At 39.2% G+C, this 22,491-nt stretch carries 22 protein-coding genes; 21 read left to right on the top strand and 1 reads right to left on the bottom strand.

Annotated features, from left to right (window positions below; all coding sequences use genetic code 11):
- Nucleotides 1-5: 5 nt before the first annotated feature.
- From AACZ87_RS10865 to AACZ87_RS10765, 21 genes are all read left to right on the top strand, one after another.
- Nucleotides 6-668: a hypothetical protein gene (locus AACZ87_RS10865; protein WP_339867095.1), complete on the top strand. Its 663-nt coding sequence runs from the start codon at nucleotides 6-8 to the stop codon at nucleotides 666-668.
- The gene (locus tag AACZ87_RS10860; RefSeq protein WP_339867093.1) at nucleotides 665-1,318 is read left to right on the top strand and encodes a hypothetical protein; all 654 of its coding nucleotides are present in this window, start codon (nucleotides 665-667) and stop codon (nucleotides 1,316-1,318) included. The genes AACZ87_RS10865 and AACZ87_RS10860 overlap by 4 nt, the downstream gene beginning before the upstream one ends.
- Nucleotides 1,315-1,977: a hypothetical protein gene (locus tag AACZ87_RS10855; protein ID WP_339867091.1), complete on the top strand. Its 663-nt coding sequence runs from the start codon at nucleotides 1,315-1,317 to the stop codon at nucleotides 1,975-1,977. The genes AACZ87_RS10860 and AACZ87_RS10855 overlap by 4 nt, the downstream gene beginning before the upstream one ends.
- Nucleotides 1,974-2,756 (top strand): hypothetical protein, encoded by a 783-nt coding sequence (locus AACZ87_RS10850; protein ID WP_339867090.1) that lies wholly within the window; start codon nucleotides 1,974-1,976, stop codon nucleotides 2,754-2,756. Before AACZ87_RS10855 ends, AACZ87_RS10850 begins: the two co-directional genes overlap by 4 nt.
- Nucleotides 2,757-2,870: 114 nt before the next feature.
- Nucleotides 2,871-4,025, top strand: coding sequence for a plasmid transfer protein (locus AACZ87_RS10845; protein ID WP_339867089.1), 1,155 nt, complete (start codon nucleotides 2,871-2,873; stop codon nucleotides 4,023-4,025).
- A 2-nt stretch (nucleotides 4,026-4,027) separates the two neighbouring features.
- Nucleotides 4,028-4,636, top strand: a complete 609-nt coding sequence (gene traK / locus AACZ87_RS10840; RefSeq protein WP_339867087.1) for a conjugative transposon protein TraK — start codon at nucleotides 4,028-4,030, stop codon at nucleotides 4,634-4,636.
- Nucleotides 4,614-5,051 carry a hypothetical protein gene (locus tag AACZ87_RS10835; protein ID WP_339867085.1) on the top strand — a complete coding sequence of 146 codons (438 nt, stop codon included), beginning with the start codon at nucleotides 4,614-4,616 and terminating at the stop codon, nucleotides 5,049-5,051. The genes traK and AACZ87_RS10835 overlap by 23 nt, the downstream gene beginning before the upstream one ends.
- Nucleotides 5,041-6,264, top strand: coding sequence for a conjugative transposon protein TraM (gene traM / locus AACZ87_RS10830; RefSeq protein WP_339867083.1), 1,224 nt, complete (start codon nucleotides 5,041-5,043; stop codon nucleotides 6,262-6,264). Before AACZ87_RS10835 ends, traM begins: the two co-directional genes overlap by 11 nt.
- A 6-nt stretch (nucleotides 6,265-6,270) precedes the next feature.
- The gene (gene traN, locus AACZ87_RS10825) at nucleotides 6,271-7,107 is read left to right on the top strand and encodes a conjugative transposon protein TraN (protein WP_339867081.1); all 837 of its coding nucleotides are present in this window, start codon (nucleotides 6,271-6,273) and stop codon (nucleotides 7,105-7,107) included.
- Nucleotides 7,104-9,095, top strand: a complete 1,992-nt coding sequence (locus tag AACZ87_RS10820) for a type IV secretory system conjugative DNA transfer family protein (RefSeq protein WP_339867079.1) — start codon at nucleotides 7,104-7,106, stop codon at nucleotides 9,093-9,095. Before traN ends, AACZ87_RS10820 begins: the two co-directional genes overlap by 4 nt.
- Nucleotides 9,096-9,107: 12 nt before the next feature.
- On the top strand, nucleotides 9,108-9,737 hold the full coding sequence (locus tag AACZ87_RS10815; RefSeq protein WP_339867078.1) for a M23 family metallopeptidase: 630 nt from the start codon (nucleotides 9,108-9,110) through the stop codon (nucleotides 9,735-9,737).
- A 13-nt stretch (nucleotides 9,738-9,750) separates the two neighbouring features.
- Nucleotides 9,751-10,680 (top strand): DUF4099 domain-containing protein, encoded by a 930-nt coding sequence (locus tag AACZ87_RS10810; RefSeq protein ID WP_339867077.1) that lies wholly within the window; start codon nucleotides 9,751-9,753, stop codon nucleotides 10,678-10,680.
- Nucleotides 10,646-11,323, top strand: a complete 678-nt coding sequence (locus tag AACZ87_RS10805) for a hypothetical protein (protein WP_339867076.1) — start codon at nucleotides 10,646-10,648, stop codon at nucleotides 11,321-11,323. Before AACZ87_RS10810 ends, AACZ87_RS10805 begins: the two co-directional genes overlap by 35 nt.
- 68 nt (nucleotides 11,324-11,391) lie before the next feature.
- Nucleotides 11,392-11,886, top strand: coding sequence for a hypothetical protein (locus AACZ87_RS10800; protein WP_339867075.1), 495 nt, complete (start codon nucleotides 11,392-11,394; stop codon nucleotides 11,884-11,886).
- Nucleotides 11,887-12,009: 123 nt separating this feature from the next.
- Nucleotides 12,010-12,411: a hypothetical protein gene (locus AACZ87_RS10795; RefSeq protein ID WP_339867073.1), complete on the top strand. Its 402-nt coding sequence runs from the start codon at nucleotides 12,010-12,012 to the stop codon at nucleotides 12,409-12,411.
- Nucleotides 12,412-12,661: 250 nt separating this feature from the next.
- A complete protein-coding gene (locus tag AACZ87_RS10790) occupies nucleotides 12,662-12,940 on the top strand; it encodes a hypothetical protein (RefSeq protein WP_339867072.1) in 279 nt (92 codons plus the stop codon).
- A 9-nt stretch (nucleotides 12,941-12,949) separates the two neighbouring features.
- Nucleotides 12,950-13,198 carry a hypothetical protein gene (locus tag AACZ87_RS10785; RefSeq protein WP_339867070.1) on the top strand — a complete coding sequence of 83 codons (249 nt, stop codon included), beginning with the start codon at nucleotides 12,950-12,952 and terminating at the stop codon, nucleotides 13,196-13,198.
- A gap of 276 nt (nucleotides 13,199-13,474) precedes the next feature.
- Nucleotides 13,475-13,696, top strand: coding sequence for a hypothetical protein (locus tag AACZ87_RS10780; protein WP_339867069.1), 222 nt, complete (start codon nucleotides 13,475-13,477; stop codon nucleotides 13,694-13,696).
- A gap of 357 nt (nucleotides 13,697-14,053) precedes the next feature.
- Nucleotides 14,054-19,879, top strand: coding sequence for a DUF3320 domain-containing protein (locus AACZ87_RS10775; protein WP_339867068.1), 5,826 nt, complete (start codon nucleotides 14,054-14,056; stop codon nucleotides 19,877-19,879).
- 5 nt (nucleotides 19,880-19,884) lie between these two features.
- Entirely contained in the window at nucleotides 19,885-20,721 is an 837-nt protein-coding gene (gene tcmP, locus AACZ87_RS10770) for a three-Cys-motif partner protein TcmP (protein WP_339867067.1), read from the top strand.
- Nucleotides 20,722-20,723: 2 nt separating this feature from the next.
- Nucleotides 20,724-21,452, top strand: a complete 729-nt coding sequence (locus tag AACZ87_RS10765) for a phage Gp37/Gp68 family protein (protein WP_339867066.1) — start codon at nucleotides 20,724-20,726, stop codon at nucleotides 21,450-21,452.
- Nucleotides 21,453-21,470: 18 nt separating this feature from the next.
- On the opposite strand, the gene AACZ87_RS10760 is transcribed toward AACZ87_RS10765, so the two are convergent.
- Nucleotides 21,471-22,487 carry a nucleotide-binding protein gene (locus AACZ87_RS10760; RefSeq protein WP_339867065.1) on the bottom strand — a complete coding sequence of 339 codons (1,017 nt, stop codon included), beginning with the start codon at nucleotides 22,485-22,487 and terminating at the stop codon, nucleotides 21,471-21,473.
- Nucleotides 22,488-22,491: the final 4 nt, after the last annotated feature.

Genomic DNA, 22,491 nt, shown 5'->3' with positions numbered 1-22,491 from the left:
CAGCTATGAAACATTTGTATTTAGTCTTATTGCTAATCTTATCTGGATCTGCCTATGGTCAGGCGGTTTATGTGGATGCGGCCGTTTCAGGTACTACAGCCGCTCATTCTGCAATCATAAATACTCAATTGAAAGCAACCAATGAGAGATTAACACTGATTGAGCGCGGGCAGTTGGCAGTTACGGGAAACCTAACCATCGTCAATTCGATGCAGGACAAAATCTATAGGGGGCTTTCGGAGGTCAGTTCCATTTTGACCAATCTCTCAAACGTCCAAGAAATAGCAAGAATGGCAACTGCCATTTCAGGAGATTTAAGCGATGTGATCGACTTGGCAGGGGAGAATCCTGCATTGCTCCTTTTTGCAGAGAGGAATGCTACCATGTTTCAGCAACGTGCAACTTCCTTAGCATTGGAAGTCAGTTCTTTTGTTCTGAAGGGAGGAGAAAATAACCTCATGGATGCAGGTGAAAGATCCAAACTTATCAACCAGATTTTGACAGAAATGGTGATCCTGAGATCCTACACTTACGGCATGTATCGCTCCATGTATTTCGCCCAAATGAAGGGATTTGTAAAAGCATTGAATCCTTTTCAGGGCTATATCAACGTGGATATTCAGCTTGCAAATGATATCGTAAGAAAAACCAAAACCCTTCAACCATGAAAGTTTTTTGGACTTTTCTTTTCGTACTATTTGCCCATGTAGGAGCGAGTAATGCCCAAGTGAATGTTGCACTTCTTCACCAGTTGGTAGAAGAATCTAAATCTGAGCACAATCTTCAAAAGGAGGCTAAAACCAACCAAGGCAAGAATGCAGTTAATGAAGAGGTTAACAACAACCTGGTCAATTCGGTAAAAGAAAAATACCGAACCGTCCAGGAACGCTTTGCCAAACTGTCCATCGTTATTGATGCCATCGGCATCGGTAGCACAGCTTCACCTTTGGTGAACTCCATCATAGACAACCAACAGCAGATTGTCTATTACAGTAGGCAAGATCCGTCTTTATTGCTTTTTGCTATTGAGACAGAAAAGCTTTTCGTCGAGAGATCCTACTCTCTAATGAATTACCTCATTGGACTTTCAGCAAGTATTGGTGTGGTGAATCAAATGAAAGTATCGGAAAGACGAATTCTTTTTCAGCACATCATAGACGAGCTGAAGGACATCAACGGGCTGTCCTATACTACTTCCAAATCCCTACAACATCATATAAAAAGAAAGCAGGGAGTCAACCCTTATCTCGGTTATGTGGCAACGGAAATGGCGCTGGTAGAAGAGATAATTCAAAACGCCAAAACCCTGACAAAATGAAAAAGCTATTTTTCTTTTTTCTGTTTATGGGTTCCGTAAATGCCTATTCACAAACTTTTGTCTTTGATAGGAATCATTTTATGACAGTGAATGCAAATGCTGCAATGAGAAACGTCAGTGAAATAGGCTATCAGCAATCATTAGATATCATCAAGCAAAACACCGATGATATCATTCTCAATTCTTCAAGCTTGGCTCTGGTTCAAACGATGATTGTCAACTCTCTGACTCAAGTAAATAAAGGGTTTAAGGATGCCATTCAGATTGAGATGATTGCCGAAACTGTTTTGGATATCAGTTCGGTTTCTGATGAGGCTTTTCAGTTGGCTTCAGATAACCCAGTACTTTTCCTTTTTGTCGAAGAATACACAGCTCAGGCCAAATCCAGAAGCATCAAGCTTGCACTAGAAGTATCAAGTTTGATCATAAAAGAAGGCGATAACCTATTGATGAATTACAATGTCAGGGACGAGCTACTCAATACCGTCCAGAAAGAATTGCAAGTAATTTTCGCCTTGGTTCTCGCTTCACGAAATAGCATCTATTGGGCAAAAACCAATGGTGCAATCAGATCTCTCAATCCTTACCAATCCTACATCAACAAGGATTTGGGCTTGATCAATGAAATTATCATCAAACAGAAAATTCTTACCCAATGAAAAATTCACTGGCATTTTTGATCCTTTTTTCTGTTTGTTCCTCTCTATCTGGACAGACCCTTATTAATGATAAAGCAATTGTTGCTCAACAGGAACGGATGGTCTATAAACAATGGGATCAAGATAAATTTTATCCAGAACCCAAGAGACTTCTTGGAATTCCAACTAATCCTATGTGGTATTCTACCTGGGCACTGCATCCTGATTATCCAGATTTGGACAGAAGGCCGTTGTCTGCGGCTGGGGAACAGACCCAACGATTAGGTTTGGCGGCTGCTATGCAAATCTCATCTGATTACTACAAGCAGCATTCTGATACCCTCAAGAACTTGGCAAATGCTGAAATGGCTCGCATTTCAGGAGCACTTTCGGCTACAGATCCACTTTATCAACTCTATTATAAAAAGGAGCTTAAACCTTTAGATGATCCTGATTCCAATGCTTTTCATGGAATCTCCCAAGAGGTAGTTGCTTATATGACAGATCATGGAGCCTATCAATGGTATCTCAACAACATGGCTTCACTTTCGGAGCGATACGAATTTGCAAGGAGCCTGGACATGGAAAGGGGACAGCGAATTCTAATGTATCACAGAATCATGCTTGACATGAGAGATATACTCAAAAAGTGGCAATACAAACTCGATATGTCTGCCAATATGCTTGCATTCCGAAAGATGAACGATCGGAAAATAAACGGAGAAATAACCCTTTCATATCCAACGGATGAAGTGGAAAGAGCGAAAAGAATTGCCAATAAAACCCAAGTGCTGAAATGAAATCGAGCATTACTCACACGACACATACTTGCGTGATTAAAACGCATGCGAGATTCCATCCCGTTTCCTTCGCCACGGGACAGGTTATGGCCTTAAAAAGACAATTGTAATCATATGAAAAAGATACTAGCCGGACTTTCTGTTTTTCTTGGATTGCCCATCATTGGCTTTGGACAATCTGTCAATCATGATGAGTACAAGGAGACTATCAGCTATTTGCAGGGGAACAGCATTTACGATAGGGGGGTGATGACCTTTTTTGAAGGGATGAGAGATTATGGTTTTGCCCATGCAGATCCTTTCATAAAAGACGCACAGACGTTAGCCTGTATTTTCATGTTGATTTTTTTCAGTCTGAAATGCTACGAAATGATGGCAGGGGACAAGAGGCTTGAAATCATGCCACTTTTAAGACCCTTTGCTTTGGTAATCTTACTGATGTGGTGGCCTATTTTCTGCCAGATCATCGCTTTTCCGACAGATTTAATTGCTGCCAAAACAGAAGCACTATTTGGAACACAGAACGACACGAACAATGCGCTGAGACTTGATCGCTCGGCCTATATGGTAGAAATGGCAGATCAGCTGGTGGAATTTCAAGCAGTTACAGAAATGGCATCCGACCAGGCTCAGGAGTCAGACGATGATTTGGGGACTGTAGTCGTGGACGGAGTAAAGGGCTTTTTTTCAGATCAAGTCCTTGGGCCAATCATGCAAATGAGAATCAGGATGCAGACCAGTATCCAACTTCTTGCTACCCAGATTATCGAATTATTGGCAATATGGATTCTCAGGAGTTGTGTCTATATCATCTTCATGATCCAGATTATTTATTCTACTGTTTTGGTCATACTCGGCCCATTTTCGGTAGTCGCGAGTATTCTTCCTGCTTTTCGGGATGCTTTTACTACCTGGATTGCCCGCTTCGTATCGGTCAATTTATACGTAGGTGTAGCTTTTCTGATTCTTTACATCACCGGAAGATTCCAGCAATACGCATTGGAAGTGGAAATTGATAAATACGAATACCTGCTTTCTACAGGGGGCGGAGCAGACAGGCTTGAAAAAATGGCTTGGTTAGCTTCCAATGGATTCCTGAGTTTCGGACTCGTAATAGTCGCTTTCATTGTAAGTGCTATTGCTATAATGACGGTGCCTTCCATATCCACATGGATCATTTCCACGTCGGGCATTTCCTCAGCCGCATCAACCGCTGGAAGAATGAGTTCTTCCGCTACCAAATCAATTTCCAGAGCTAAACTAATCTAACCATGATCATCAAAAACATTGAATCGAAAATCAGGTTGGCAACTGTTCTTTCCTTGGGAAGCTTTCTGACTTCCATCATCATATGCGGATTTGTCTCAGCCTATGCCTACCAACAGGTAGCAAACGCCAGGCAATCCATCTATATCCTGGACAATGACATTCCCATTTTGGCGAAGCAGACCAATATGCAAATGAACAGACCAGCAGAGTACAAAGCAGCCGTAGATCTGTTCCACAGCCTCTTTTTCAACCTTACTCCGGACGATAAGCATATCGAATATCAGATGAGTAAGGCCATGTACTTTGTGGATGAGACAGGGGTAGGACAATACAACAATCTGAAAGAGAAAGGCTATTTCAATTCCATCCTATCGTCAAGCTCCGTGCTTTCCATCCAGACAGATTCCATTGTGATAGAACAGAATAGGTTCCGCTATTACGGAAAGCAAAAGATCGACCGCAGAAGTGCCACCATAACTAGATCGATCATTACTGAAGGGGAATTAATTGATATCCCAAGAAGTGAGAATAACAGCCACGGTGTATTGATCACCAATTGGAAAACCATAGAAAATAAAGACCTGTCCAATGTTTCGAAAAATACCTTCTAAGGAAAATAATACCAACGTATTCGAGGAACTTAAAAATGAGTTTTCTCCCTATGTGGATGCTGTAGGAAGCAAGGCTAAGTCTGTTATTGAACGCCACTCAAAAATCATTTTTTGCGTAATGATCCTACTGATCTTGGTCTCTTTTATACTGACTTTTTTTGTGCTCAGATCAGACGCTGAAAATCAGTCTAAAGCTTTCAAAGAAAACCTACATGCTATTCCAGAAGGGTTTGTTGATGAGTTTTCAGCCTTTCAGAATTTATCATCAAGAGCAGCAAAAATGGTGGAGCTAGAGGCAGAGATTGAAAGGATCTTATCTAAGAAATCGATCTCCAAGGAAGATTCCATCTACCTAGAAAAAGCAATCGAGCAATTGCAATACTTCAACAATAAATCAACAGACGATGAACATTGACTTCAAACAGCCGAGATACATTCTGCCTATTATCATGTTTCCTTTTTTGTGTTTGATGTTTTACGGGTATAAATCATTTAGCAAAGAAAGTCCAACGGCGCCGAAACAAGGATTAAGTGGAATCCAATCCGAAATAGGGAAGGCGTCAGAACATATCCAGAATAAAAAGATCGATTCCAAAATGGAAGCATCCAGAGAAACCTATAAAAGGGCAAATGATGGCTATACTGCAATCAAAGGAATTGAATTGGACATTGAGGAATCCAGCCAGATCAAAAGCCTTTACAACGAAGAGGAAAAAAGACTACTGGATTCCATTGACAACGCCCTTAAAAACTCAGGTTTTTATTCTGATCCCACCAATTCGTCCAATACAGTTCCTCCGGTTACCCAAATGACTGCCAGACAACAGAGCTATTCCAAAGAGGATGAGGAATTGTTAAAGGCCATCAATCAATTGGAGGGAAATAAGACGGCAGAACCATCCAACAAATATGAAGATCCAATGGATCTGTTCAAGGCACAAATGGCTGTGATAGACTCAATATCTAAAGCGAATGATCCCACTTTTCAGGAAGAACTGCAAAAGGGAAATGAGGTTGAAGATTTCCAAAAAACAACTGAAAGAGAGGTTTATCGAGTTCACAAGTCAAGCGGAACGGCTACGATATTCAATACCGTCACCAGAGAAAAGAAAGGGAAGTTCATCGAGGCTATCATTGACCAGGAGATCAAGAATGGAACAATGGGAGCAAGATTGAGAATTCGACTTTTGGATGATATTCTTATCGGAAATGCCATCGTCAGCAAAGGGACTTATCTCTATGCACTAATTTCTGGGTATCAAGCCCAGCGGGTGAAACTAACCATTTCCTCAGTGATGATGGGGGATAAGATCTATCCCATCGAATTGTCGATTTATGATGTGGATGGGATGGAAGGCTTGTACGTTCCGGCCAGTGCTTTCAGGGAATTTTCTAAGGAACTCGGAGGCAATACAGCTGGCGGAATGAATCTGACTATGCAACAAAATTCGGATGCGATGAGCCAACTCTATATGTCGGCTATTCAGAAGATGTTTACCTCAACTTCCCAAGCCGTTACCAAAACCATCAAAAAGAACAAGGCCAATATCAAATATGGAACTTCTGTGTATCTGATAGATCCTAACGAATTGCAGGAAAACCAAAAGTTGATTCAAAATCAAAACTGATATACTATGAACCTTAAAATCATAACTCTTATCCTTTGGGCGATATCTGCTTCCGCGTACGGGCAACAGAATGGGACTTTACTGAAAAGCCAGCTTCCCAAGATTTACATAGATGAGGATATTTCCCTTCATTTTCTTTCCCCTGAACCCATCCAATACGTCGATATCTCCACCAATAAAATGATCGGTGATATTCCATTGGAAAATGTATTTCGGGTTAAGGCTGTACTAGATAGTGTTTCCAATCTGAATGGATACAATAAATCGCTGGGAGTAGTAACCATCATAGGGCAAAAGTTCATTGCCCAGTATGATTTATGGTATGCGCACGACGAGCGGCAGCTCAAAACCCAGATTGAAATTCTTCCAATCAATACCAATCCTCTAGCCGTCGGTCAAATCCCAATGAGTGATCAGGAGCTTCGCTATTTTTCAACTGAAGCTTTCAAACAGAAAAAGAAGAAAAACACCATCCAAAGTACTCAATATGGAATCACTGGTCAGGTAAACAACATCTATACGGTGGACGATTACATTTTCCTTGACATTTCATTCAAGAACAAAACCAACCTAAAGTTTGACCTGGACCAACTGAGGTTTAAGATCGAAGACAAAAAAATCACCAAAGCAACCAATGTTCAGTCCATCGAAATAGAACCAGAATACCAGCTTTTCACACCAGAAAGTTTTCAAAAGAAGTATCGAAATATCTATGTGTTCAAAAAAATCACCTTCCCCAATTCCAAGGTCTTTACCATTGAATTAGCGGAATCGCAGATCAGCGGAAGGAAACTCACGCTTCAGGTAAAGTATTCGGATCTATTAGTCGCCGATACGCTATGAATGAGAAAAGAGAATTAAAGAGCCTTCACGGAACATTCCAGTTCATTGTTTATCTGATGGTGTTTATGGACATTCTGATGTTTGTCTATGCTCCTCAGCTGATGGTGTTGGATGGGATCGGAAAGCATTTTGAACCTCTTTTTGAGAAATTCCTAAACCTGAAAATATATAGCAATGTCTTGCTTGGCAAAATTGCCATTTTGATAGCAATATGCCTTTCTGCTATCGGAACCAAATCCAGGAAGAACTTGGACCTAAATTCAAGAAACCAGATTGTTTTTCCTTTGGCAATTGGGCTGATACTTTTCTTTGGATCTGTATATATCTACACCTTGGAAAATTCCTTTCAGGTAATCGATTATACTTCCATTGAAAATCTGGGCTATATCCTGAGTATTTTCATAGGGGCAGTACTGATTCATACTTCTTTGGACAATGTTTCCAAAATGATCAAATCTGGTCTAGGCAAGGATGAGTGGAATATTGAGGGAGAATCCTTTTTGCAGGACAAGAAGAAATTAGAGAATCCCTATTCAGTTAACATTCCCATGAAATTTTATTACAAAGGGAAAGTTCGAAAAGGATGGATCAATTTAGTAAATCCTTTCAGAGGCACTTTTGTAATCGGAACTCCTGGCTCTGGTAAATCCTTTGGGGTGATCAATCCCTTTATTCGTCAGATGATCGGAAAGGGTTTTACGATGTGTCTGTATGATTTCAAGTTTCCGGATCTGGCACAAATCGCCTATTTCCATTATCTAAAAGCGCAGGACAAAAAGAAGAATCCCAATTTTAAATTCCATGTCATTAACCTTGATGAAGTGGAATATTCCAGGAGGATAAATCCAATCGATAGAAGGTATCTGAAAACAGTCGCCAATGCATCTGAAACAGCAGAAGCCATTTTTAAGTCTCTGCAAAAATCGGATTCTACAGGAGGAGCAGACAAGTTTTTCGAACAGTCAGCGATCAATTTCCTATCGGCCTGCATCTTCTTTGTCTCCAGGTATAAGAACGGAGAACATTCAACATTCTCCCATGTGCTTGATTTCCTTAATCGGGATTATGAGGATATTTTTGACTGTTTGACGAAATATCCAGAACTCAGATCCATGGTTTCTCCTTTTCGTAGTGCCTATGAAAAGAAGGTTTACAAGCAGTTAGAAGGACAGGTCGGAACCCTGAAAATTTTCCTTTCTAGACTTAACACCAAAGAAACCGCATGGGTATTTAGTGGTGATGATTTTGACCTTAAGATTTCTGATCCAAATAATCCTTCTATTCTGGTGCTGGCCAATAGTACAGAAACACAGAGCATCACAGGAACTTGCTATTCGGTGATCATCAATCGACTAACTAGGCTGATTAATACCAAAGGGAATCTACCTACTGCATTGATAGCAGATGAGGCACCGACTTTTTACATACACAAAATCGAAAACCTGATTTCTACCGCCAGAAGTAATAAGGTTGCTGTTTTGTTGGGACTTCAGGAACTCCCTCAATTAAACCAACTACAGGGAAAAGAAACCGCTTCGACAATGACTTCGGTAATTGGAAATGTCCTTTGTGGCTCAGTCCGACACAAGGATACCTTGTCATGGTTGGAAATGATGTTTGGCAAGCGAAAGCAGTTGGGTCAAAGTGTGTCCATTGACCGTGATAGAACTTCCGTGTCCTACAGTGAAAAATACGAACCACTTATTCCTGCCGGAAAAATAGCCTCCATGCACACGGGAGAGATTGCCGGAATAATCGCAACTGAGGGGACCGAGTTTGATGGGAAATACAAAACCTCTAATGTCCATTGTCAGGTTAATCTCGATATGAAGGAGATCAAACAAGAAGAAAATTCTTATCGCTCTACCCCCAAATACTATGACTTCAAAGGGAAAAAGGAAGAAATCCTTGATAAAAACTTTGAAAGAATTCATCGGGAGGTAAGTGAGATTATTGAAAAGCACAGAGAAATGGCACCGATAGATTAAAAGGCATGCACTATGAAAATGATTTTATCAGTTATACTTTTTCTTTTTGTCGCTCACGTTGCATTCCCGCAATTCAATTCTGTTGAATTTCAAAAGGAACGGCATTTGGTGAATGTGATTAGTACTACAGCATCCCAAGCGAAGTTCGATTCGATTGAAGTAGATCTTTTGTCCCAAGTTATCCCAACGACAGAAAAGGAGAGGGGAGTTGTGCTTGCTTCAGTCCCTTTGGAAGATTTTTCTCTGACTTCAGATTATGGATATCGTTCAGATCCATTTTCCAAAGAGCAGACATTCCATGGAGGAATCGATTTAGAAACCCACCATTCAAAAGTCTATTCTATGTTACACGGCAAGGTCGTTTCAGAGGGAAATAATCCGCTTTTAGGAAATTTCGTCAAGGTCCAACATGGGAAATACGAGTCGATTTACGGGCATCTTTCCGAAGTCTTGGTTTCTCCCGAAGAGCATGTTTTGCCTGGATCGGTGCTCGGAATTTCTGGAAGCACGGGAAGGGCCACTGGGGATCATCTTCATTTGACTATCAAAAATGGTAAGGACTACATTAATCCAGTTCTTTTCATTCAGATGATATCCAGACTTTCTACCAAAGAAGAATTAATCACTTATTTATCAAAATAATAGCCATAACAATATGAAGAGCCAAAACAACTTACCGATGAATGACTTGGAGATTTTCGGTGTCGTCAAAGACGGGAAATTTACCATTCCAGAAAAAGAAATCAATGCCTTGAAAAACGGTAAAATGACCGATATAGTGGAACTGTCTGATTTGAAGGGGAAGGATATCCACATCGATAAATTACCCGCAAGACTTTCCATAGTGAGGGGAGAGGACGGGAATCCTGCCTTGAGGATAGATCCGGTTTACAAAGAACCAAAGATCCATCCCGATTTGAGTGAAGTTGAACGGAACCAGCTTGTCAGAAAAGAATTGGCCAACATCAAGAAAAGCTTTGTTGACCGGGAAGGAAATATTCAGTCGGAAATCATCGAGTACGATCAACGCACCAAACAATTTCTTTCCTACAATCCTAGGGATATCAAAGCTCCTAATCTTGTCAATGGGGAGGAACTAAATCCACAGCAAAAGAAGAAATACAAAGAAGGGGACAAAGTACAGCTTGCCGACGGTATGGAATTTCAGATCTCCCCATCGTCTCCCAAAGGGATCAGATCCAATAAGGCAGGATTAGTCCTTTCTGTGATGCTGGATGGAGGATTATCATACCTGTTGATCACAGGAGTTGAAAAAATGCTAGGAAAGGAAAGTCAGGAGGATAAAGCCTATAGTGAAGGATATCTGCAAGCCATCAAAGAAGTTCAAAAACAAGTGGAACGAAGGATCGCCAAAAATCCAACGGACAAGGATGCAGTCCGAGATTTGAATAACATAAAAGAAGAGTACTCTAAAATTTCTGCAGACCCTTCTTTACCGAAAGAAGTCCGGGACGATTTTGATATCCATAAAATCAAACGGTTGAACAGCATCGATACCGAAGAAGGTAGAAATCCAAGAAAACGCTCGGATGAGCAGAATAATGACTTTGAGAGAGAAGTTTGATATTTTGAGCTTCAAGGGTGTTGAAAAAGAAATTCAGTGCCTTTTTTCCAGATACGCTTCCCAAGATGGTAACGGGCAGATCCTCTTTGACTTTTTTGATTCTAAGGAGCAGCTTGTCGATAGGGAAATACTTAGCCTTCAACGAAACAAACAGGCTTCTTATGGCATTTCTGCTATTAATCTTTTGGGAAATGTGCGGTCAGTTTATGTATCGGATTCCTATGCTTCGCTGATTTACTTTGTAAATCAGTATAAGTCTAGAATAGGGTTTGAAGATGCAGGTTTTGTGGTCATAGGAGCTGAGTTTGACCATGCATTATTGAAACAGGCTTTTAAAAATGTTCCTAAAAAAGCCAAGATCATTTCGGTCTTCAGTACATCGATTTTGGGTCGGGTGATGGATTGTAAGATTCAGGATCTTGTCCATGATCGAGACTGTACTTATGTTTTGTCGGATAGTCTTGTTCAACTAAAAAACCGAAAGTCTAATAAGATTTCTTCTGAATCAATATGCACCTTTTCGCTTCGAACTTATTGTATTTCACAAGGTGTATTGCAAACTGTTCGAACATTCAAGCCAAAGCAGAGAGGAATAGAGTCATTTTATCAACTTAATCAGCTCTTTTGGAATGGGAGCAAATAATATGGTTTTGCTATATTTATCAGCTCGCTATTCTTAAAACAGAATTTTAAAACTAAACCAACTTTAAGATGAAAAAACTGAATTGCATCCTCCTTCTTTTTCTTGTCAGCTTTTCCTTAGCATGTTCATCGGAAGATGAAAATCCAAAATTGGTGGAAAAAGCCGTTACCATTGAAATTGAAATGGGAGGCGATTATTTTGAATATCTGGTGACATTGTCGGTTCATAGTATGCTGAGCGGCACATCCACTTTTGTCGCTCCCCAATTGGTTGAACCTTCCTCGCTTGAATGGACTCAGGTAATCGAACAAGGAAACACTTATTCACTGACCTATGAGCCTACCATGAGTTCTATCGAGGTTCGATCAGCATCAGATATCCATAGTCTGGGTTTTGTTTTCAATGCTGTTCCTTTGGATAGGGAGTTGGATGAAACTTTTGAGGTTTTAACTGCAACAATTCGAGTTTTTGCTGATGGTGAGGTTTATAGAGAATATGATTATGAGGCTTTGCCTTCGGGTCAGACTTCTGTTCCGATTTCTGAAAATATTACGCTCGAATAATTATTGTGGAAAATTCTGGTGAAGTGTGAATGCTCTTTAATATTGGTCATATTTAATTTACATTCATGATTTTAAATATCGACGAATTTTTTAGATTTGAATTTTTACTTGTGGATTTAATATATGGTTGCAGACAACGTAGCAAGACAGTTTTTACTCACTTATAAACATATTATTAGGATTTCAGTAATAGAGGACGATTTGGGAATAACGGGAAAATCGATTTACAAGTGGATTATTGGGAAGAAACCATTACCAGATAAATGGATTGAACCCCTTTATAAATACCTATATCCAATGCTGGATAAGGATAGCGAGCTTCATCAAAAATTATTTCAAGTAGATAGAGTTATAGTACTAGATCATTCTCAAATCTTGCCAGAATTTCAAGGCATTCAAAAAGAAAATTTGAATCTAAGCCATTTTTCTACTTTGCTTACAAAAAATGCAGATGTGATTTATTTTCGATCCATACATAGAAATCATATAAACAGTCATTTAACGATTTATTCCAAATACTTTTAAAGATTTACTGCTATAGCCGATCTGCCACCATTACGTCATTTTCCAGTGTAGATAGAGCAAGTTCCCTAGAGTCATCATGCGTGATGTAGTCTTCGTATTTAATATCAAGAATCTGGCCTATTTCTAGTATCTCAAGAGAGTCTTTAACTTAAAAAGTGACTTCAGGATCGGAGGGAATATGGATGATTGTCATAGGTGTAATTTATAGTATTCCCGATATTAGCCTGACTTTTTATACATCTTTTAGCCTATGGAAACTCGGGAAATCACCTTTCAGGATATCATTCGTCTAAATAATCATGAATGGGATCTTGCCTATGATGTGCTACTCTTTCCAATTGAGAAAGGGAATTTGATCAAAGAGGTACTTGCTGGTGATCAGGTTATTTACCGATGCGATTCTACACTTAAGGATCATGAATTGGTTCATGCTCGTATATTCTCTAAGCAGAAATATCACCCGCCCAATGTCAATTTGCGTCCGAGAAGAAAACGTATTCCTCCAAATCATTCGGATAGTGATACGTAATTTCACGGAATGGATCGATCACTATCACTGAAGAATAAGGCACTGCTGAAAGAGCTAGAGGATCTGAACGCTCGAGTTGTTGCTAAGCTTGAAAAGATAGGATACTCTGAAGGGTGGGAGGAGCGAAAGAAGAAAGGAAATGATATTCGCCTTCTTGTGGTTGAAGCCATTCATAACCTAGAGCTACGGAGATTCTCTCGCGCAGGTGACGCATTACGGAAGCTGGATGAGCTAGGGTTGACTTTTACGAATAGGTGATTTAATCGAAACTAAGTTATGGTGTTTACTTACAATTAATCCTTCGTTTGCCTTGACTTATTTGCCGATGTGTTCTAATGCCTTTTTTCGGTTTTGTCCAATTGTATGCACAAAGGTCGAACTGCCTGTCTGCTTCATAAAATTGAGGCATTAAGCAGAATTTTCTAAAAACAGCGTTTCCTACGGACTACCTCCCAGTTTTTAAATTCTAATTTTTTCTCGCTTTCCAAACAGTCCTAAATGACCTGCATAAATTTTAACTAAAACCAAAATAGTATGGCATTCTCAAAAAAGTACATCGGTAAAGGAAAGCAAGTTGAAAACATGGACATCGTAGAAGTGAGCCTTAACATGGCTGAGCTTCAAAACCACACCTTCGAATACCAAGGAGAAACCTACGTCAAATTCAACGTTGCAAAGCTCAAAGAAGCCGATCAGTATGGAAAAACCCACACAGTTTATGTTTCTGTCAAAGAGCCAGAATCTGAGGAATCTTGATTAAAAAGCCCTTAGGGGCTTTATTTTTAATTCACATGAGTCAATTAGGCGCCTTAACCTAAATTTATTTCTGTCACAAATCTTAATGAAATTTGTGACAGAAAAAGCCACCAACCTTTGAGAAACTTCTTGAGAGCATTGAGGGGCAGAAAGCCAAGGCTCTCAAAACTGAATTGGGAGTTTTCATTGGAGTTTCCGATTGGTTGATTTAGCTTAAAATTACCCTGTACTGGGTATTTTTTTGTTGCTGAAAATCAGTTTATTGCATTCTAGGCCATTCTTGCTGGTTTATTAATGATTAATTCCTATTGAATTGCCTCGGTTTCGGTATTTGCTCTTTCATTCTTATTTCACATAATGTCTAATTCTGATATAAAAGAATTGGTGGTTGATTTTGATCTGGATTATTTGCCAGGGATTAGCTACCTGCCTTTTCATGCTCATATTCCGGTAATTCGAAAGGTTTCGATATCTAACCAAACTGATCAAAGTTTGGATGAATTAACCCTTACGATATTCCCCTCTGATGATTTTTCCTCTTCATTTAAAACAAACATAGCCAATTTAATTCCTGGTGAAACCATGGAGATTAAAGACCTTAACCTAAAACTGAAAGGCAACTTTTTCGCTACGCTGACAGAAAGAATGAGAGGGGCATGGACAGTCCAACTAGCGAATCAAGGACAGCTTTTGGTGGAGAAGGAATTTGATTTGGAGCTTCTTGCCTTTGATCAATGGCTTGGAGAAGGCTTAATTCCAGAACTGTTGACTGGATTTGTGTTGCCAAATATTCCTGAATTATCACCTATTGTAAAAAAGGGTGCAGAATATCTAAAATCTTGGACTGAGTCTTCAGCATTTGATGCTTATCAATCCAAAAATCCAAATCGCGTCAAATCCCAAATTGGAGCTATCTATGCAGCTATAAAAAATCTGAACATTGTTTATCAGACAGTTCCTGCCAGCTTCGGCGCACAAGGTCAACGAATTAGGTTAGCAGATCAAGTGCTTTCTCAAAAGCTTGGAAATTGCCTTGACTTATCTTTACTGTTTGCATCCGCACTAGAAAATATAGGTTTGAATCCGATCTTGGTGCTAATAGATGGACATGCTTTTGTCGGTTGTTGGTTGGTCGAAGATACCTTTCCAGATTCTGTGAATGACGATACATCATTGCTTACCAAACGAATGGCCTCTGGTATTCACGAAATCTTAATGCTTGAAGCAACTTGCCTATGTGAAGGGAATCCGGCTTCTTTTGACAGTGCTATAGAAAGATCTAGAGGCCATTTTCTAGATCTTAGAAAGTTCAATTATTTCATCGATGTCAAACGTGCGAGGTTTTCAGGAATTTACCCTTTGCCACAGAGGAAATTCAATTCTGGTGAAATTGAGCTAGTCGATGATACTTCATTTTTCACCCAGGCAGGGGAACCGATAGCACCAGAGAAGCTAGAGCAGCTCGCTCCTTTGTTACATTCTCACGACAAGCCTGTATTTGGGAAGCAGCAACTTTGGGAGAGAAAGCTTCTGGATTTGAGTCTTAGAAATAATTTATTGAACCTCAGGCTAACTCGTTCTTCGATTCAGTTTATTGACGTGCCAATTGGTCAATTAGAGGATTCTCTATATCAAGGTGAAGAGTTCCAGATTCTTCATAAACCAAAAGATTGGGAAAATACGCTCCGAGATGAAGGGATCTATCAAGCTTATTCCTCGAGTGATCCTCTGAATGATTTGGTGTTCAAAGAGTTTAGTCAAAAGCGACTTCGAGCTTACCTAACGGAAGATGAGCTAAACTCACGCCTGACGTTTCTTTTTAGAAGCGCCAGACATTCCCTGGAAGAAAATGGTGCAAACACACTTTACCTAGCAATAGGCTTACTTCGTTGGTATGAGAGTCCAAGAAGCGAGAAAGCCCGTTTTGCCCCAATTATCCTAGTTCCTGTAGATCTGATCCGTAAATCAGTTAGGGTTGGATATATAATTAAGGGGAGAGAGGAAGATGCTGTTCTAAATATCACTTTGCTGGAAAAACTTCGTCAGGATTTTGGGTTGACGATTACAGGCCTTGACCCTTTACCATTGGATGATTCTGGTGTTGATGTCAATGCGGTGTTTCACATTATTCGCCAAGCGGTAATGAATATGCCTAGATGGGACGTTGAGGAGCAGTTCTTTTTAGGTACTTTTTCTTTCAACAAATTTATACTCTGGAATGATATTCACAGCCATACCGAGAAGCTGAGGGAAAGTCCTATAGTTGAAGGCTTATTGGAAGGACAATTGAAGGAAAGTCTTCAAATTTTAGATTTAGATAATCTTGATTTACATTACAAACCTTCAGATATCCTTTTACCAATCCCTGCAGATTCTTCACAGATGGAAGCTGTCTGCGCTGCCGTCGAAGGAAACAGTTTTATACTGCATGGCCCTCCAGGCACCGGAAAATCACAAACCATCACCAATATCATTGCAAATGCACTCTACAGAGGAAAAAGGGTTCTATTTGTAGCAGAAAAAATGGCTGCATTGTCAGTCGTTTATAGCAGATTGAAGTCGATAGGACTCGATCCATTTTGTTTGGAGTTGCATTCCAATAAGGCTAGAAAAGCAGAAGTCCTAAGTCAGTTGAAAAGTGCAACTGAAGTTAGACGTAGGAGACCAGGATTTGACTTTGATGCGGAATCTGCAAGATTAGATTCCCTTAAGGCTGACTTGGATTCTGTTTATCAAAAATTACATCAAGAGACCTTTCATGGGGTATCCTTATTCGAGATTTTTTCTAAATATATCCAGCATGAAGGGTTTAGTGATTCAATAACTATTCCTGATCAGTTGATTTCTGAACTGGAAAAGGCCAATTTCCCATTATTCGATGATTTCTTAACCCAGTTGGCGAAGGCAGCAGAGCTCGCAGCTGATCCTTCACCTAATCATCCTTTTTTTGGCGTAAACCTTAAGACGTATAGTCTTGAATTGAGAGAGAAAATCCAGGCTCTGGTTATCACTTTTATAGCTCAGCGTTCGGAGTACCTTACTAGTTTTGAAGCCATAATTCGTGAATTAGGGATTTCTAAGGGTCTCAAGAAAACTGATAAAGATCATTTGGAGAAAATTGTGGGATTGTTACTGGAAATGCCTCCTATTCCGGATCAACTTTTTTTAGAATCGCATCCACAGAAACTAGTAGATGAGCTTCTTCCGCTTATTCAGAGTGCTCAGGCTAATCTGGACATGGAAGAGAGTATTCGGAAAGAGTATGAACCAAGTGTTCTTTCAATAGATGCTGAAACTCTACTTCGGCAATGGAAAATAAAAGAGCAAGAGTGGTTTCTTCCTAGATTCTTTGGACTGAGAAAAATTAAAATGCTTGTTCAGTCTTACCTAAGTCACAAGACAAAGCTAGAGGCAAAGGATGTTGTCGAGCTCCTCTCAGGGATAGGCGAATTTCAGGTGAGAAAAAAGGCATTAGAAATTAATGAAAGTAATCTAAAGAATTGGGGAGTCTTTTCTGCTTTAAGAAATAGTGACTCCTTAGCCCATTTGGATCAGATTATACAAAATCTTCCTATTCTTCACCGTTCCATAGATTCGATCGCTGGATCAGCTTCCCAGATTTTAGAATTCAAGAAAAAAGTCATTGAACTCAACAACTCAAATTCTACCAAATGGAAGTCACTTTGTCGTGATCTGTTAAAGATTTCCAAAAAAGATCAATCAGCCAGAGAATCCCTAGAAAATGAAATGGGGACAGAAATAACCTTTCTTTGGAATCCCAATGCTGAATCAGGACTTCTGCAGGCCAAAGGCTGGAGAGATCATATCGAGAACCTCAAAGAATGGCATGCCTGGACTCTGGTGAAAACGAATTCAAAGACTTTTCATTTAGAGAATGAAATACAGTCTCTGGAAAAGCAAGGAATAGTTTCAGCCAGCTTGAAAGGTTCCATCTTGAAGGCAACCTATAGAAAGATGGCCATGGAATACCTAAGAGCTCACCCTGATTTAGGTGTGTTTTCCGGAGAGGCTTTTGAGTCCAGAATTCATGAATTCCGAAAACTCAATTCTCAGTTCGCCAAACTGACCAAGGAAATGCTCTTCATTCAATTAGCTGAGTCGATTCCGGATTTTTCTAGGGAGGGAGCCACAAGTTCTGAAACTGGAATACTCCAACGTGCCATCCGAAATAATGGAAGAGGATTGAGTATTCGTAAGCTTTTCGAACAGATACCAAATCTATTACCACGGATTAGCCCTTGCATGCTGATGAGTCCAATATCGGTGGCTCAGTATCTAGATATTGACAAAGAGCCTTTCGATCTGTTGATATTCGATGAAGCCTCTCAGATGCCTACTAGTGAAGCTGTAGGCGCTATGGCAAGAGCGAAGCAGCTAATCATCGTTGGAGATCCAAAACAGATGCCACCGACCAATTTCTTTTCTTCAGTGCATGTAGATGAGGAAGATTCCAATGAAGACTTGGAAAGCATTCTGGATGATTGTGATGCGCTAAGCGTTCCGTCAAAGCAGCTGAAATGGCATTATCGCTCCAAGCACGAAAGCTTAATTGCATTTAGTAACTCTAAATATTACGAAAATTCACTCTTTACTTTTCCGTCCCCTGATGATAGAGATACAAAAGTGAAATTCGTGAAGTTAAATGGGGTGTATGACCGCGGTAAGACTAGGCAAAATCTTGTAGAAGCCAAAGCAGTGGTAGATGAACTGGTCAGAAGAATCCAAATTCCTATTGAAAAGAGGAGAAGCGTGGGTGTAGTGACCTTTAGCTCAGTGCAACAGACACTAATCGAAGATCTTTTGATGGAAAGATTTAAGCAAAATCCTCAACTGGAGGAAATGGCTCTTTCTTTTGATGAGCCTTATTTTATCAAAAATCTCGAAAATGTTCAGGGTGATGAACGTGATGTAATTCTGTTTTCGATCTGTTATGGACCAGATGAAAATGGAAACGTAGCCTTAAATTTTGGTCCACTCAATAGAGATGGAGGATGGAGAAGACTCAATGTAGCAGTGTCTCGATCTCGCTATGAAATGATCATTTATTCCTCTCTTACTGCTGATCAAATCGATCTAAATCGCTCAAAGGCTGAAGGAATTGCAGGAATTAAGGCTTTCCTGGCATTCGCTGAAAAAGGGAAAGCATACCTGCCTCATAGCAAATCAAGCAATGGAATTTATTCATCTGTAGGTATAGCCAAGTCAATAGCTGATTTCTTGATTTCAAATGGATACCAGGTAGAACTGGGGGTAGGAAGCTCTGGGTTCAAAATAGATTTGGGAATCATTCATCCAGATGATCCCGGTAAATATTTGCTCGGGATCCTTATTGACAACAAGTCACATGAAAGCTCTAAAAGTTCCATAGATCGCCTTTTGGTACAAGAAGGTGTATTAAATGTTTTGGGCTGGAAAATTCTTAAAGTCTGGTCTTTGGATTGGTGGGAATCCAAGGCAAAAGAAGGCACAAGATTGCTGAAGAGAATTGAAGAAATCAGTAATCAACCAGAATTGGTTGAACCACCAATGGTTGAATTTTCCTCAGAATCCTTATCAGAGGAAACGGACGATATAGATACTATCGACGAGATAGAATCCAATTCCAAAAATTATATGAAAGCAAGTTTGACCAAAGTCAATCCAACTAGCTCTGATGATTTTTTATCCTATACCTATACCCAGCGTCAGCTAAAGCAAATCAAAGAAATCGTGACGGTAGAAGGTCCGATTCTCAAAAACCTTCTTGGAAAAAGACTCCTAGAAGCATGGGATATCAGTAGGATGGGAGGAAGGCTTCAAAAACGATTTGATGAGTTGCTTCAAATGGCAGAGGTGACCAAGACGAGGGAGGAAAATGGAGAAGAGTGCTTCTGGAATAGTTTGGAGGATGCAGGAAACTACAAGGATTATCGGGTATTGGATCCAGATGGATATAAGCGGAGCATTGAAGAAATCCCAATGGTGGAATTAATCAATGGTTTAGAGGCTATCCTACAGCAATTGATTAGTTTACCTCAAGAAGATTTGATCCGTGAGGGTGCGAAAGAATTTGGCTTTGCTCGTACCGGAAATCAGGTGAAAGATAGAATCACTCAAGCTATTCAGGTGATGCTAAAAAATAATCGAGCTGTTGAGATGGAGGGAAGGATAAAATTAAATTGAAATATATGAAATTCAACCCTATCCAACACATTGAAAATGACGGCTTAGATATAATGGAAGTAGGTAACTGGGCACAAAAGAAATATAAACTCGTAGGAAAGTATTGTGATATTTTTACTACCGGAATGAAGAATAAATGGAACTTGGTATACATAGATCTTTTCACTGGCCCAGGAATTGTTAAAATTAAAGAGACTCCAACTATGATGAAAAATTCGGCTTTGATTGCAATGTCTCTACCTAACTCTTTTCAGCATTATGTATTAAATGATTATTCTGCTTCTACAGTGAAATCACTTGAAAAGAGAATTGAAAGACTTTATCCCGATAAATCCTATAAGATTTATAATGGAGACGCTAATCAAGTTGTAGATACGATTTTTGATGATTTGCCTGCCTATTTAAAACTTTCAAATCCTTTGTTTTTTGCTTTCATTGATCCATTTTCATTGAATCTTCATTTTGAGACTATTAAAAAACTGGCTGTTCGTCAGGTTGACATTCTAGTTTTACATGCTCTTCAAATGGATGGGATCCGGAATATGGGACATTACATCAAAGAGAATAATCCCAAATTGGATCTCTTCTTTGGTGATTCAAATTGGAGAACAAGAATTTCAGATGAACAAGTAGCAAAAAGTAAATTTGTCAAATTTCTATCTGATGAATTTGATGAAAATATTAAGAAGCTTGGATATAAAGCGGCATTGATCAAAGAAAGGATTACAAATAGTCAAGGAAGTGGAATCTATTACCTTTCATTTTACTCGAAACATGACAGAGGTTTAGAATTCTTCGAAAAAGTAAGGAAAAGTAATAATGATCAATTTGAATTGTTTTAGGTATGGCACAAACTTCAATTGAATGGACCGAACTCACTTGGAATCCGGTAACTGGCTGTACGAAGATCTCTGCTGGCTGCAAATTCTGCTATGCGGAAGTTATGACCAGAAGACTTAAGGCAATGGGTGTGGAGAAGTACAAAGATGGCTTCAAGAAAGTCAGGATTCATGAAGAGACGCTTGGTATTCCTTATACTTGGAAAAAGTCAAAAATAGTTTTTGTAAATTCTATGTCCGATCTTTTTCACAAGGATGTGCCTTTGGAGTTTATTCAGCGTGTTTTTCAGGTGATGCATGAGAACCCACAGCATGTTTTTCAGGTGCTTACCAAACGTGCTGATCGATTGGCTGAGATCCATGACCACCTCACCTGGTCCCACAATATCTGGATGGGCGTATCTGTAGAGGATGAACTGGTCTTAGATAGAATAGACTTTTTAAGAAATACGGGTGCCAGGGTCAAGTTCCTATCGCTAGAGCCACTGATAGGCCCACTTCCTAACATCAACCTTGATGGGATAGACTGGGTGATCGTAGGAGGAGAGAGCGGGCATAAGGCTAGATCTATGAGTCCTGAATGGGTCTTAGATATTCAGGAACAATGCGAGCATTCAAAAGTGGCTTTCTTCTTTAAACAGTGGGGAGGAAAGAATAAGAAAAAGGCTGGAAGAGAGCTAAATGGGCAGACTTATGACGAAATGCCAGATATTGAGATAGAGAGGTATATTTAAATTTGATATTTTTGACTTTTAAAAGTTTTCATAAATATGGCTAACTTCTTTTCTTAGATCATCTTTCCATTGACCATCAAAAGGAACATAAGTAATTCCTAAATAATCAGAGGGGATCTCAACATCATTTTCATATAAGACAATTACTTTTTCTCGGCCAAGCTTTCCAAAAAAGAATCCAGTTTCAAATATTACATTTTGCCTGGCTCGCTTTCTAAGTATTTCATTATGCTGGTCTAGTGAACCTCTGTCATCTCCTGTCCAAATTGCCACAGCAAAATCAACGTTAGAATATTTTTCAAATTTTTCAATAATAGTTTTCCCGGAATTTGGTTTCTCATGTAGGATAGTGACATTTAGTTTAATGTCATTCTCAAGAAATCTTGCTACCTCAAGTTTTTTAGTTTCATCTCTTCCATGAATAAGAAATATATTATTTGTTATGATTGTTTTTTTGGTGTTTAAGGTATTGTTTACTTTTTTCAGACCTCGTTTTTTTAAAATTTTAAATATTGAATATAAGTTTCCAAATTGATTTCCTTTGGTAAAGCCATTACATTGTAAATTAGCTTCTAGAAATTCTTTATAGTTAATGTTTTCTGAATCGAAGTAGTCACTAAATATATCTCTAGATTCATAATACCATTCATCGAAAAGACTTATAAATTCATGTGAGTTTAGCCTTGCTTCTGACCCTTTTTTCCATTCAGTTTCATATTTTTTTGCTTTTGATTCTATCTCTGCAAGTTGTTCCTCAGGGGTCATTGGTTTATTTTTTAAATATTTTAAATATTTTATTCCATTGAGATTTATTACATATTCACATTGTCCTCCCAAAGTTGAGTTGTCTCTACCTCGTATTAATTGCACAAGATTCCTGTTTTCAAGCTCAAACTCAATTTCTTTATAAACACGTTTTTTGTTGTCGGGAGGGAATTGAGAATTATTTAGGATTTCAGCTAAACTCGCTGGAGCGTCATAATTTTCAATACCTTTTAAAAAATCGCCTATTATTCTTTCTATTTCTAAATCCATCGGT

The sequence above is a fragment of the uncultured Algoriphagus sp. genome (genome assembly GCF_963974365.1).
In the GTDB taxonomy this organism is placed as follows: Bacteria; Bacteroidota; Bacteroidia; order Cytophagales; family Cyclobacteriaceae; genus Algoriphagus.
This window is presented reverse-complemented; position numbering and strand designations above follow the sequence as displayed.